12 protein-coding genes are annotated in these 12,676 nt (G+C 73.0%); 10 read left to right on the top strand and 2 right to left on the bottom strand.

What is annotated here, in order from left to right; genetic code table 11:
- Positions 1–53: 53 nt before the first annotated feature.
- Positions 54–1,190 (bottom strand): CapA family protein, encoded by a 1,137-nt coding sequence (locus AB0B41_RS00165; RefSeq protein WP_358197251.1) that lies wholly within the window; start codon positions 1,188–1,190, stop codon positions 54–56.
- Positions 1,191–1,262: 72 nt separating this feature from the next.
- On the opposite strand from AB0B41_RS00165, the gene AB0B41_RS00160 reads away from it, so the two are divergent.
- From AB0B41_RS00160 to AB0B41_RS00145, 4 genes are all read left to right on the top strand, one after another.
- The gene (locus AB0B41_RS00160) at positions 1,263–2,501 is read left to right on the top strand and encodes a membrane dipeptidase (RefSeq protein WP_358197250.1); all 1,239 of its coding nucleotides are present in this window, start codon (positions 1,263–1,265) and stop codon (positions 2,499–2,501) included.
- Positions 2,498–3,790, top strand: coding sequence for an MFS transporter (locus tag AB0B41_RS00155; protein WP_358197249.1), 1,293 nt, complete (start codon positions 2,498–2,500; stop codon positions 3,788–3,790). Before AB0B41_RS00160 ends, AB0B41_RS00155 begins: the two co-directional genes overlap by 4 nt.
- Positions 3,787–4,971, top strand: a complete 1,185-nt coding sequence (locus AB0B41_RS00150) for an amidohydrolase (protein ID WP_358197248.1) — start codon at positions 3,787–3,789, stop codon at positions 4,969–4,971. Before AB0B41_RS00155 ends, AB0B41_RS00150 begins: the two co-directional genes overlap by 4 nt.
- Before the next feature lie 78 nt (positions 4,972–5,049).
- Positions 5,050–6,468 (top strand): amidase, encoded by a 1,419-nt coding sequence (locus AB0B41_RS00145; protein WP_358197247.1) that lies wholly within the window; start codon positions 5,050–5,052, stop codon positions 6,466–6,468.
- A gap of 118 nt (positions 6,469–6,586) precedes the next feature.
- Here AB0B41_RS00145 and AB0B41_RS00140 read toward each other — a convergent pair whose 3' ends face one another.
- Positions 6,587–6,976 carry a VOC family protein gene (locus AB0B41_RS00140; protein ID WP_358197246.1) on the bottom strand — a complete coding sequence of 130 codons (390 nt, stop codon included), beginning with the start codon at positions 6,974–6,976 and terminating at the stop codon, positions 6,587–6,589.
- Between the two features lie 274 nt (positions 6,977–7,250).
- Here AB0B41_RS00140 and AB0B41_RS00135 point away from each other — a divergent pair, with 274 nt between their 5' ends.
- From AB0B41_RS00135 to AB0B41_RS00110, 6 genes are all read left to right on the top strand, one after another.
- Positions 7,251–8,117 (top strand): LLM class F420-dependent oxidoreductase, encoded by an 867-nt coding sequence (locus AB0B41_RS00135; RefSeq protein WP_358197244.1) that lies wholly within the window; start codon positions 7,251–7,253, stop codon positions 8,115–8,117.
- 74 nt (positions 8,118–8,191) lie between these two features.
- The gene (locus tag AB0B41_RS00130; protein ID WP_358197243.1) at positions 8,192–9,106 is read left to right on the top strand and encodes an alpha/beta hydrolase; all 915 of its coding nucleotides are present in this window, start codon (positions 8,192–8,194) and stop codon (positions 9,104–9,106) included.
- 67 nt (positions 9,107–9,173) lie between these two features.
- Positions 9,174–9,878: a Crp/Fnr family transcriptional regulator gene (locus AB0B41_RS00125; RefSeq protein WP_358197241.1), complete on the top strand. Its 705-nt coding sequence runs from the start codon at positions 9,174–9,176 to the stop codon at positions 9,876–9,878.
- The gene (locus AB0B41_RS00120; RefSeq protein WP_358197240.1) at positions 9,875–10,825 is read left to right on the top strand and encodes an alpha/beta hydrolase; all 951 of its coding nucleotides are present in this window, start codon (positions 9,875–9,877) and stop codon (positions 10,823–10,825) included. Before AB0B41_RS00125 ends, AB0B41_RS00120 begins: the two co-directional genes overlap by 4 nt.
- Positions 10,818–11,996, top strand: coding sequence for a CaiB/BaiF CoA-transferase family protein (locus AB0B41_RS00115; protein WP_358197239.1), 1,179 nt, complete (start codon positions 10,818–10,820; stop codon positions 11,994–11,996). The genes AB0B41_RS00120 and AB0B41_RS00115 overlap by 8 nt, the downstream gene beginning before the upstream one ends.
- Positions 11,993–12,673 carry an enoyl-CoA hydratase/isomerase family protein gene (locus AB0B41_RS00110; protein ID WP_358197238.1) on the top strand — a complete coding sequence of 227 codons (681 nt, stop codon included), beginning with the start codon at positions 11,993–11,995 and terminating at the stop codon, positions 12,671–12,673. Before AB0B41_RS00115 ends, AB0B41_RS00110 begins: the two co-directional genes overlap by 4 nt.
- Positions 12,674–12,676: the final 3 nt, after the last annotated feature.

Genomic DNA, 12,676 nt, shown 5'->3' with positions numbered 1-12,676 from the left:
CCACCTCACCCTGTCGTGTCGCAGTAATGCACGGCGTATCGAATGACGGCACGTTAGGACGCGCACCGCGGAGCGTCAACCGGCGTCGGTGACAGCTGGGTGGCCGCGCCCTTGGGCGCTCCGAAGTGGACGAACCCGTCGCCGTCCACCCGGACCGACGGGTCGAGCTCGCGCGAGGACTCCTCGACGAGCGCGCGGATCCGGCGGGCGGCCTGCGGATCGGCGAGGTGCGGCTCGCCCGCGGCGTCGAGGGTGATCGGGGTGATCCGCAGGCCCGGCGCCCCTGCTGCGGGCAGGTCCACCTCGAAGACGGCGCTGTCGAACCACGGCGTCCCCTCGAACAGGCGCGACGCCCGGTAGGGCAGTCCGAAGAAGGTGTCCGGCTGCTGCACCTCGCCCGTGTGGAACAGGAAGTTGCCGAGCGAGTACAGGATCAGGCCGTCGTTCCAGCGTTCGACGGGGTGCAGGCAGTGCGGATGGGTGCCCGCGACGACGTCCGCCCCCGCGTCGACGAGGCGGCGGCCGAGGTCCTGCTGGTACTGGGCCAACGGCCCCTGGTTCGGCGGGAGGTAGGCGAACGGGACGCCCCAGTGCAGGCAGACCACGACCCGGTCGGCCTCCGTCCGCGCCGCCCGCACCCGCTGCTCGACGCGCCGGACGTCCGCCTCCTGGGCGGCGCTGCGCACGAACGGCGGTGTGCCGGGCTGCTCGTGGAGCAGTGTGCCGTCGAGGGCGAAGCTCTGGTCGACCCGCAGCGGCGCGACGCCCGGGCGGGTCGCCGTGGCGTTGGCGCCCGGCGGGAGCGTCGAGGAGAAGCTGAGCACGGCGAGCCGCTCGCCGGACGTCGTGCCGACGACGGTCGCAGCGTCCGCCTCGGCGAGTGTCGAGCCACCCCCGGCGTGCCGGATCCCCGCGCCGTCCAGTGCGGCGAGCGTGCTGAGCAGGCCTTCGGGCCCGTGGTCGAGGGCGTGGTTCGTGGCGAGCGAGACGACGTCCAGTCCCAGGTCGCGCAACGGCTGCGCGGTCCAGGTGGGGAGTCGGAGCGTCATCTCCTTCTCGGTCGGGTGGTCGGTGTCCACGAGCGGGGCCTCCAGGTTGGCGATCACGACGTCTCCGGCCAGGGCCGGCCTGTCCGGGCGAGCGGCCGGCTCTCGGGCCAGGACGGTGTCGCCGACGAGAACGATCTTCATGTACGTCTCCGAAACGAGCGGGCGGTTGACTGCCGAGGAAAGCGTGCCGCAAAGTAGCACTGCCGTGCCGCAATGATGAACACGACGACCGAGCCCTCGGAGGCGAGACCCGCGATGCCACCCACCCGCTACAGCGGATACCAGTCCTTCTCCTACCTGCAGGCCGGAACCGACTACGACGAGTTCGAGCCCTCGGCGGACGTCGACCGGCTCCCGGCGCACGACCTCGGACTGACCGCGGGCGAATCGGCCCGCACCGAACGGCTGCTCGCCGAGAACATCGTCGTCTCCCTGCACGACCACCCGGTCCGGCTGCCCCGGCACGCGCGGACCGAACTGCTGGAGTGGAACCGCGGAGCGCGGCTGGCCTACGGCTACGAGGGTCTGAGCCGGTCCGGTCTCGACGCGGTGTTCGACAACCTGGGCTGGGGTGCGTGCGAGTCGCGCAACGGCTGGAAGTGGGACGACGTCATCACCGACCTGGGGATGCGGTTCTGCGACTTCGCCCACCAGGACTACGTGATCCGGGCGGAGTCGGTCGCGGACATCCGGCGGGCCCACGCCCAGGGGCGCCTCGCCGTCGTCGCAGGCCTGGAGGGTGCGGCGCTGATCGAGAACGAGGTCGACCGGCTCGACGTCCTCCACGGGCTCGGGGTGCGGCAGATCGGCGTCGCCTACAGCGACGCGAACGCCCTCGGGAGCGGCCTGCGCGAGCACGGCGACGGCGGCCTCACCGGGCTCGGTCGCCGCGCCGTGCGGCGGATGAACCAGCTCGGAATGGCCATCGACGTGTCCCACTCCGGGGACCGGACCGCGCTGGAGGTGATCGAGGCGAGCGAGCGCCCGGTCCTCATCACCCACGCCGGGGCGCGGGCGGTCTGGGACACCCCGCGGATGAAGCCCGACGAGGTCATCCGCGCCTGCGCCGAGTCCGGTGGCGTCATCGGGATCGAGGCCGCCCCGTACACCACCCTGAGCACCGCGCACCGCGCGCACAGCATCGAGTCGGTGATGGACCACTTCCGGTACTGCGTGGACCTGGTCGGCATCGAACACGTGGCCTTCGGGCCGGACACCTTCTTCGGTGACCACCTCGACATGCACCACGTGATGAGCGCGAAGTGGGGCGTCGAGGACACCATCCGCTCCGGTCCGGAGTTCGAGCCGGTCGAGTCGGTCGCCGGGCTGGAGAACCCCGGGGAGTGCTTCCGCAACATCACCGGGTGGCTGGTCAAGCACGGCTACCCGGACGACGAGATAGCCGCCGTGATCGGCGGGAACGTCCTGCGGGTGCTGGAGAAGATCTGGTGAGCGGGCCCGTGAGGCGGAGCCGGGTCCTGCCCGCCGCGATGGTCGGCCACGGCGTCGAGTCCTACGACTTCGTCATCTACGGCGCCTCGGCGACGATCATCGCGAAACACTTCTTCCCGGCGGGCGACCCGACGCTCGCCATCATGTCCTCCCTCGCCGTGTACGGCCTCGCCTTCGTGGTGCGACCGCTCGGCGCCGCGATCTTCGGCAGCATCGGCGACCGGCTCGGCCGGCGCACGGCGCTGTCGACGGTGGTGCTGATCATGGCCGTCTCGACGGCGGCGATCGCGGTGCTGCCCGGCTACGGCTCCGTGGGGATCCTCGCCCCGGTCCTGCTCCTGGTCTGTCGGCTGGGACAGGGGATCTCGATGGGAGCCGAGTACACGAGTGCGGCCTCCTACGTCATGGAACAGGCGCCGTCGGGCAGGCGCGGGCTGTGGCTCAGCGCCGTCGGTAGCGCGACCTACGTCGGTTCGGCGCTGGCCGCGTTCGCGCTCCTGGCGCTGCGGCTGATCTCCGAGCCGGCGTACGAGGACTGGAGCTGGCGGCTCGCGTTCCTCGCGGGCGGGCTGATGGCGCTCGTCGGGCTCTACATGCGGCTGAAGCTGGACGAGACGACGACCTTCCGGGAGCTGGAGTCCGCGGGGGAGACGGCGGCGCGACCGATCCGCGACACCTTCCGCAACTGGCGGGTGTTCCTGCTGCTCTTCACGCTGTTCGCCCTGCTCGCGGTCGTGGTGCACAACCTGCTCGGCTACCTCCCCACCTACCTGACCACGACCGGCGGCGTCCCCGCAGGAACGGTGCTGGTCTCGGGTGGGGTCGCGCTGCTGGTGTGCGCGGCGCTCTGCGTGCCGGCGGGGCTGGTGGCCGACCGGCTCGGGCGCAAACCGGTGCTCGTCGCCGGCGTCGCGGTCGCCGTCGTCGGGTCGCTGCCCGCGTACCTGCTGGCGAGCGGGGGGACCCTGGCGACCACGCTCGCGACCCAGGTCCTCCTGGTGATCCCGGCGGCGCTCGTCACCGTGGGAGCGACGGTCGTCGCGGTCGAGCTGGTCTCGGCGCGGATCCGGGCCACGAGCACCGCACTGGCCTACAACGTCGCCTACGCGATCTTCGGCGGCACCGCCCCGCTGCTCGGGGCGCTGCTCACCGGGTGGTTCGGGCGGCTCGCCCCGGGCGGTTACATCACCGCACTCGCGCTGGTCGCACTGGTGGTCGTGGTCGTCGCCCTGCCGGAGACGCTGCGGCGCACCCGCGCGGACGAGCCCACGGTCCAGGAGGTCGCGTGACGTCCGGGGCCGTTCGGGAGCGGATCGCGGCCGAGTTCGCCCGCCACGAGGCGGCAGTCGTCGACCTCTCGAACCGGATTGGGGCGGATCCCGAGGTCGCGTTCGAGGAGTACCGGACGGCGGCGGCCGTCGTCGAGCTGCTGCGGGCGCACGGCGGGTTCGTGATCGAGGGGAAGGTCGCGGGTCTCGCCACCGCCTTCACCGCCACGGCGGGCTCCGGATCCCTCGCCATCGGGCTGTGCGCCGAGCTCGACGCACTGCCCGGGATCGGCCACGGCTGCGCGCACAACGTCATCACCGGCACATCGGTTGCAGCGGCGCTCGCACTCGCCCCCTTCGCGGACGAGCTGGACCTGACGATCCGGCTCCTCGGGACACCCGCTGAGGAGGTGCTGGCAGGCAAGGCGATCATGCTGCGGAAGGGGGCGTTCGACGGCCTGCACGCCGCGATGATGATGCACCCGACGCTCAAGGACATGGCCACGCCGCACATCCGCGCGGTCCGGCACTGGTCGATCTCGTACCGCGGGCGCACGGCCCACGCCTCCCGGCCCTTCGAGGCCCTCAACGCCGCGGACGCCGTGACGATCGCGCAGGTGGCGATCGGGTTGCTGCGCCAACAGAAGCGGGATGCCGACCGCGTGCACACCTGGGTCAAGGAGGCGGGCACCGCTGTCAACGTCATCCCCGGCGCCGCGACCGTCGAGTGCATGGTCAGGGCCGACACCCTCGCCGACGTCGACCTGCTCTGGCCGCGGGTGCGCGCCTGCTTCGAAGCCGGGGCGCTGGCGGCGGGCGTGACGATCGAGGTCACCGAGATCGCCGCCGCCAACGGCTTCCGGCACGACGGCGATCTGGCCGGGCTCTTCCAGGCCAACGCGGAGTCGCTCGGCCGCACCTTCCCCGACCACGAAGACCGCTCGCTGGGATCGACGGACATGGCCGAGGTGTCGGTCCACATGCCGGCCATCCACCCGGTCCTGTCCTTCGACTCACCGCCCGAGGACGGCAACCACACCGCCGCGTTCGCCCGCACCGCCGCAGGCCCCGAGGGTGCGCGGGCGATCCACGACGGCGGGCTCGCACTCGCCTGGACGATCGCCGACGCAGCACAGGACGGTGCACTCCGGCGCCGGCTGACCGGGTCGGGGCCCTTCGTGTGGCCGTCGACGAGTGGCTGACCGGCATCTCATCGCGGCCCGCACCCAGTACAGCGCCATGTCGACGCCGACCTGCCCAACACCAGTGAGGAGATGGCCGTGACCAGGACGACGACCCACGAGCACACGCCCTACCACCCCGGTACTGTCGAGGCCCTGCGCTTCCACACCGCGACCGCGGCCTTCCGCGACGGCACCGACTCCCCGCGCGAGTACCTCGAGCGGTGCCTGACGACGATCGCGGAGCGCGAACCGGTCGTGCGGGCATGGGTCGTGCTGAACGAGAAGGCGGCGCGGCAGCAGGCCGACGCCAGCACCGAGCGCTGGCGCAGGGGTGAGCCCCTGTCGCCCGTCGACGGCCTGCCGATCGGCATCAAGGACCTGTTGGAGACCCGCGACATGCCCACACAGATGGGGTGTGCCGCCTTCGCGGGCAACTTCCCGAAACGGGACAACGCCGCCGTGTGGGCGCTGCGCCGAGCCGGGGCGGTCATCGTCGGGAAGACGGTGACCACGGAGCTGGGCGGCCCGGAGCCCAGCCCCACGACGAACCCGTTCGACCCGCGGCGTACCCCGGGCGGCTCGTCGTCCGGGTCCGGTGCCGCGGTCGGAGCGCGAATGGTGCCGGCGACGATCGCGACCCAGACCGGCGGTTCACTGATGAGGCCGGCGAGCTTCAACGGCGTCTGGGGACTCAAACCGTCCCAAGGCGCCATCAACCGCGGCGAGCGGCAGACCGCGAGCATGACCACCCACGGCGTGCACGCCGGCTCCGCAGAGGACATGTGGCTGGTCGCCGTCGCGATCGCCTCACGCGCCGGGGGCGACCCCGGCAGACCCGCTCTGCACGGCCCCGCCACACCGCCGCCGGGCCGCATACCGAGCACGGTCGCGGTGATCGAGACCGAGGCCTGGGCGCGCCTGGACCCGGTGAGCCGCAGTGCGTTCGAGCAGGTCGTCGCCCAGGTCGAGGCGGCAGGAGTGTCGATCCTGCGCCGCCGCGACGACGCCGTCGTCGAGCGGTTCGAGCAGGCCCTCGTCGGCGTGACCGACCTCGGCAGCGAGATCCTCGCCTGGGAGCACTCATGGGCGTTCCGAGACCTCGCCACGGACCGTCCCGACGACTTCAGCGCCCGGGTCAAGCGGTTCTTCTTCGACACCGCCGACCGTCTCGGCGCAGCAGGCTACGAGGAGGCCCTCCGCACCCGCGCGGCGGTGACGGCGACCTACGCGCTCCTCGGAACCAGGGTCGACGCCGTTCTGCTCCCGACCTCGAGCGGACCGGCACCGGTCCGGTCCGGGGACGTGCCGGGAGAGCCACCGGTCCGCTGGCCCACGGGGGATCCGGGGTTCAACTTCCCGAGCTCGCTCCTGGGCGCGCCCGCGGTGAACGTCCCGCTCATGGCCGTCGGGGGCCTCCCCTTCGGCCTGCAGGTCATGGGCCAGCCCGGGACGGATGCCCGAACCGTCGCGATCGCCCGCTGGATGGGCGAGAACCTCGTCCCGGTCGGCGTCTGACCACGACCGCCGACGCGCGCCTCGACGGAGAACTCGCCGCCGGTCACGAGGTCGGCGTCGAGCAGCAGCCGTGCGGGCGTGCCGGACCGACGTCCGACCGCTCCAGGCCCGCTGCTGCTCACCGCGGGGCGCCGCCGTAGGGGACGGTGAGGATCTCCATGGCGTGGCCGTTGGGATCGGCGAAGTAGGTTCCGCGGCCGCCGTCGTTGTGGTTGATCTCCCCGGGGCGGGCGAACCCGGGATCGGCGTAGTGGGTGACACCGGCCTGCTGGAGCCGGGCGAAGATCGCGTCGAACTCGTCCTCGGTGACCAGGAAGGCGTAGTGCTGGGGCGTGATCTGCTCCGGGTCGGTGTCCATGTAGTCCAGGGCGACACCGTTGCTGGTCTCCACCGGGACGAACGGGCCGTACTGCGGGCTGACGGACAGGCCCAGCAGGTCCGCCAGCCAGCGCGCGGCGGCGTGCTTGTCCCGCGCGGCGACGATGGTGTGGTTGAGCTCGACGGGCATGGCATCTCCTCGGCGGTGTCGGCGCAGTCGGTCCGGTGGGCTCGGATGCGGTCGGAGCTGCGCCGGAGGTGGTCGGCGGTCGGAGAAGGAAGCAGGGTAGTAGGTCCGGCCCCCGGTATCGAGTCCGACGGATGCCCGATCCTCCGAGCGCTCGCCGCGGGCGGAAGTCCTCGGATCCAGGTCACAGTCGTCCGCGGGGTCGTCGGGTGAGACTCCGGCACCTGACGGCAGCACGACCCCGGGTACCGCCCACCGGCTCGAGATTGGCTCACGTATGAAGATCGGTCTGCAGGTCTCTGACTTCACCTGGCCGGGCGGCGCGCCCACGCTCGCCGCGGACCTGCGGCGGGTCGCGGTGGCCGCCGAGGAGGCCGGGTTCGCGCGCGTGGCCGTGGCGGACCACCTGTGGCAGATCCCCGCGAACGGTGGGCCGGAGAGCGCGATGCTCGAGGCCTACACGACGCTCGGCTACCTCGCGGCGTGCACGTCCCGGGTCGAGCTCCTCACCTGGGTCACGGCGGCGACCTACCGCGCGCCCGCGCTGCTCGCGAAGTGCGTCAGCACGCTGGACGTGCTCAGCGGGGGGCGCGCATGGCTGGGCATCGGGGCGGGGTGGTTCGAGGAGGAGGCCCACGGGCTCGAGCTGCCGTTCCCGCCGACGGCCGAGCGCTTCGCGCGGCTGGAGGAGACCCTGCGGATCTGCCGGCAGATGTGGTCGGACGAGGACAAGCGTTTCGACGGCGAGCACTTCACCCTCGAACGCACCCTCGACTCGCCGGGGCCCCTGCGGCGTCCGCCGATCCTGGTCGCGGGCGGCGGCGAGCGGAAGACGTTGCGGCTTGTCGCGCAGTACGCGCAGGCCTGCAACCTGTTCGCGACGCCCGAGCTGGAGCGCAAGCTCGACGTCCTGCGCGAGCACTGCGCGGCCGTCGGGCGCGACTACGACGACATCGAGAAGACCGTGGTCCTCCCCATGGACCCCGGGCCGGCGGGCGAGAACGTCGAGGCGATCCTCGGCGAGCTGCAGCGGTTGGCCGCGCTGGGGATCGCCCACGCGCACACCAGGGTGCTGCGCGCGGCGGAGATCGCGCCGCTGGAGCTCTTCGGCGACCGGATCATTCCGGAGGCCGCCCGTTTCTGAGCGCACCTGGGTCACAGACCCGGGGTCCGGGTCGCAGCAGCATGGTCGCCAGCGCGAGCAGGAGGGGCATCGACGTGGATGCGACACAGATCAGGGTGGAGACGTCGGACGGGGTCCGGCTGCACGTGACCGACAGCGGGCGCGGGGCCCCGGTCCTCTTCCTCCACGAGTACGCCGGCGACCACCGGAGCTGGGCCCGGCAGGTCGCCGACCTCGGCACCGACCACCGCTGCCTCACCTACGCCGCACGCGGCTACCTGCCGTCGGACGTGCCGACCACCCCGTCGGCCTACTCGTGGCAGCGGGCCGTGGCGGACGCCGTGGACGTGCTCGACGCCCTCGACGTCGACAGCGCCCACGTCGTCGGGCTCTCGATGGGCGGGTACACCGCCGTGCAGCTGGGGCTGCACCACCCGGACCGGGTGCGGTCGATCCTGGCGGCGAGCGTCGGGTCCGGCTCCGATCCGGCGACGAGGGAGGCCTACCTCGCCGAGACCCGCGTCGTCGCGGAGCAGCTCCGCTCCCGCGGCGCGGCCTTCGTCGGCAGGCGGATGGCCGAGGGCCCCAGCCGGGTGCAGCTGAAGGCACGCGACCTGCCCGCGTGGCAGGGGATGGTCGACCAGTTCGCCGAGCACTCCGTCGAGGGGCTGGCGCACACCATCGTCGAGGTCCAGGGGCGGCGCCCCGCGCTGCACGACCTGACGGCCGAGCTCGGCGCGCTCAGGGTGCCCCTGTTCGTCGTCACGGGGGACGAGGACGAGGCCTGCCTGTCCACCGGGCTGCTGCTCAAGCGGACCGTGCCGGCGTGCGGGCTGGCTGTGCTGCCGAACAGCGGGCACGTGCCGAACCTGGAGGACCCCGGGCTGTTCGACGACCTCGTCCGCCGCTTCGTGCGGAGCGTGGGGGCGGGCACGTGGCCCGAGCGGGACCCCAGGTCGAAGGCCACCTTGCAGTTCGACCTCGATCGGGCCGAGTCTGTTGCCGGGTAGCGGCCTCGTCGGGAGGGGCACCGTGCCCGGGGACGACAGGGTGCTCAGGGACGAGGCGAGGCGAGGGATGAGCGCGTCGGCGGCGGCGGTGGAGGCGTGGTCGAAGAGCTTCCTCTCCGGGCAGGACCCGGAGATCCGGGACGCGCTCCTGGGGGACAGCCGGATCGTGACCTACCCCGCCGGGGTGTGCATCTGCCGGGCGACCGAGGGCGACTACCTGGTCGCGCTGATCCACAGTGGCCGGATCCGCGCGCAGATCACCTCCTGGGACGGGCGCGAGGTCACCACGCGGTACATGACGGTCGGCCAGATCACCGCGGTCCCGGCCATGCTCACGAACGGCGCCCCCGCGTCGCTGCACGCGGTCACCACCTGCGAGGTCTCCCTGCTGAACCCGAACACCTTCCGGCGCCTCATGCGGACGCACGCCGCGCTCAGCTACCAGGTCGCCGTGTACCTCGCGGAGTCGACCTACGAGACCGTGGCCTACTTCGAGGACAACCTGTTCGGGTCCGTCCAGCAGCGGGTGAGCAGGCACCTGCTGGAGATGGCCACCCCGACGGTCAAGGGGCTGCTCGTGCAGACGGACCAGGCGGAGCTCGCGAGCGCCATCGGCTCGGTGCGGGAGGTCGTGGCCCGCGCGCTGAAGAAGCTGAGCGACACGGGTGCGATCCGTCGCTCGCGGCGGCAGATCTGGATCGAGGACCCGGGGCTCCTGCGGTCGCTCGCGTCGACGCCGCTGGGCGGCTGGGGCGGGGTGCGGGACGAGTGAGCCCGTACCCCGTCGACGAGGACCTGGTCGCGTCCGTCGCCGCGCTGCCGCATGTGGACCGCACGGACGTGGCGGCGGCCCGCCGGATCGCGGCGAGCCGGGTGCCGCCGCGCCCCGCCGCGGAGGCGGGCGTGACCGTCGAGGACCACACCTGCACGGGAGCCGACGGGTACGCCGTCCCGTTGCGGGTGTACCGGCCGGACCGCCCCCGCGGCCCCGGCGCCGTTCTCCACGTGCACGGCGGAGGCTTCATCCTCGGCGACCTCGACGCGGCCCATCCGCGGAACGTGGAGATCGCGCGTGAGGTCGGGGTGGTCGTGGTCTCGGTGGGTTACCGGCTGGCGCCGGAGTGGCCCTTCCCCACGCCGGTCGAGGACGTCCACAGCGGACTCGTCTGGCTGCACGAGCACGCCGGCGAGCTGGGGGTCGACCCCGCGCTCGTCGTCGTGCACGGGGTGAGCGCGGGCGGTGCCCTGGCCACCGCGACGGCGCTGTGGGCCCGGGACCGGGGCGGGCCGCCGGTCCGCTTCCTGTTCCTCGCCTCGCCGGTGCTCGACGATCGTCTCGCCACCGCCAGCAGCAGGAGGTTCACCGACACCCCTGCGCTGACCCGGCGCGACGTGGAGGTCTGCTGGTCCGCCTATCTCGGGCCGGTCGAGCGGGGCACCGCCGAGGTGCCGGTCCTCGCCGCGCCCGGGCGGTCCGCGGACCTGGCGGGACTGCCGCCCACCTACGTCTCGGTGGCCGAGTTCGATCCCCTGCGCGACGAGGCGATCGACTTCGCGCGGTCGCTGCTGGCCGCCGCCGTCGGTGTGGAGCTGCACCTGTTCCCCGGCACGTACCACGGGTCCCTGGGGGTCCGGGGCGCCGCGGTGAGCGAACGTCAACTGGTGGAGGAGATCGCCGTGCTGAGGCGTGTCGTGAGAGGGGTGGGCTCGGGTGCCTGACTTCCTGAGCGGGGTCCGGGTCCTGGACATCACGGGTGCCCTGGCCGGCCCCTACTGCACCACGATCCTGTCCGACCTCGGTGCCGAGGTCGTCAAGGTGGAGCCGGTGGAGGGCGACTCGCTCCGGCGCCGGCTGGTCGGCGAGGAGCAGGTGCCGCTGCCGTTCGACCTGATCCACCGCAACAAGCGCAGCATCGCCGTGGACATCAAGACCGACCGCGGTCGGGACATCGTCAGGAGCCTGGCGACGCGGTCGGACGTGCTGGTCGAGAACTTCCGGGTCGGGGCGCTCGCGCGGCAGGGCCTGTCCTACGACGACCTCAAGGGCGACTGCCCGGACCTCGTCTACTGCTCGATCTCCGGATTCGGGCAGTTCGGACCGATGCGGGACGCGAAGGGGATCGACCTGGTCGCGCAGGCGTACGGCGGTCTGCTGAGCGTCACCGGGAGCACGAGTGGGGAGCGGGCGAAGGCCGGCTACCCCATCGGGGACCTCGGCACGGGGATGTGGGGGGCGATCGGTGTGCTCGCGGCCCTGAGCCGGGCGCGCGCCGGGCACGGGGGCGCCCACATCGACGTCTCGCTGGCGGACACGATCGCCGGATGGTCGCTGTGGGAGGTCGCCGACTTCGTCGGGACGGGGGAGGCGCCGGGGCCGCTGGGCACCGCGCACCGGCTCACCGCGCCGTACGAGGCCTTCACCTGCGGCGACGACGCGGTGCTCGTCATCGGAGCGACCGAGCGCTCGTGGAAGGACCTGTGCGCCGTGCTCGGGATCGACCTCGCCGGGGACGCCCGCTTCGAGGGCGAGTACGCGCGCTTCGTGCACCGCGAGGAGCTCGCCGCGCTGCTGCAGGCCCGGTTCGCCACCGCGCCGCGGGACTCCTGGATCGACCGGCTCCGAGCGGCCGGGGTGCCCTGCGGGCCGGTCAACGACATCCCGCAGATGCTCGACGACGCCCAGTACGCCGCGCGGGAGATGTTCCCGAGCGACGTCGCGCGGTTCGGGCACCGGCGCATCGTCAACACCCCGCTGATCGCCGACGGCGCCCCGCGGGCCCGCCGGCGGGCACCCGTCGTCGGGGAGGACACGGTGGTGCTGCTCGAGGAGATCGGGCTCGACGGCGCGGCGATCGAGGTCCTGCGGCATGACCACGTGGTCGGCGGATGACCGTCCGGCTCGACGCCCGGGACCGGGTCGCCTGGCTGACGATCGACAGACCGGCCAAGCGCAACGCCCTGACCGGGGAGATGTGGGCGATGCTGCACCGGCACCTCGACGCGCTCGACCGCACCCGCGACCTCGTCGCCGTCGTGCTGCGCGGTGCCGGCGGGAGCTTCTCGGCGGGCGCGGACCTGGCCGAGCTGCGGACCCCGGACCCCGAGTACGTCGGCGGGGTCCAGGAGCTGGCGGAGCGGACCGTCCTGCGGCTGCGGGACCTCGCCCCGCCGACGTTCGCCGAGATCGACGGCCCGTGCCTGGGGGCGGGCTGCAGCCTCGCCCTCGCCTGCGACGTGCGGATCTGCTCGCCCCGCGCGCGGTTCGGCATCCCCGCGCTGCGCCACGGCATCGTGTACGAACCGGTCCACGTGCAGCGCCTCGTGCAGGTCGTGGGGCCCGGTCCGGCCGGCCTCCTGCTCTACGGCGGTGAGGTCTGGACGGCGGAGGAGGCCACGGCCCACGGGCTGGTCGACCGGTGCAGCGAGGACACGTCCGAGGCGGTCGAACGGATCCTGACCGTCCTGCGCGGCGCGTCGACCGCGGCGGCCGGCGCGACGGCGGCGGCGATCCGGGCCGCGTCGGACACGGTGGCCTCGACCGCGACGACGACCACGGCGGTGGGGTAGCCC

The organism is Pseudonocardia sp. NPDC049154 (genome assembly GCF_040648315.1).
In the GTDB taxonomy this organism is placed as follows: domain Bacteria; phylum Actinomycetota; class Actinomycetes; order Mycobacteriales; family Pseudonocardiaceae; genus Pseudonocardia.
The sequence above is the reverse complement of the archived record's forward strand: the minus strand, read 5'-3'. Positions and strand labels throughout refer to the sequence as shown.

What these genes read in the sequence shown, in the direction of transcription:
- AB0B41_RS00165 (WP_358197251.1), bottom strand. Translation starts at nt 1,190, where the DNA reads ATGAAGATCGTTCTCGTCGGCGACACCGTCCTGGCCCGAGAGCCGGCC.
- AB0B41_RS00160 (WP_358197250.1), top strand. Translation starts at nt 1,263, where the DNA reads ATGATGAACACGACGACCGAGCCCTCGGAGGCGAGACCCGCGATGCCA.
- AB0B41_RS00125 (WP_358197241.1), top strand. Translation starts at nt 9,174, where the DNA reads ATGAGCGCGTCGGCGGCGGCGGTGGAGGCGTGGTCGAAGAGCTTCCTC.
- AB0B41_RS00135 (WP_358197244.1), top strand. Translation starts at nt 7,251, where the DNA reads ATGAAGATCGGTCTGCAGGTCTCTGACTTCACCTGGCCGGGCGGCGCG.
- AB0B41_RS00140 (WP_358197246.1), bottom strand. Translation starts at nt 6,976, where the DNA reads ATGCCCGTCGAGCTCAACCACACCATCGTCGCCGCGCGGGACAAGCAC.
- AB0B41_RS00110 (WP_358197238.1), top strand. Translation starts at nt 11,993, where the DNA reads ATGACCGTCCGGCTCGACGCCCGGGACCGGGTCGCCTGGCTGACGATC.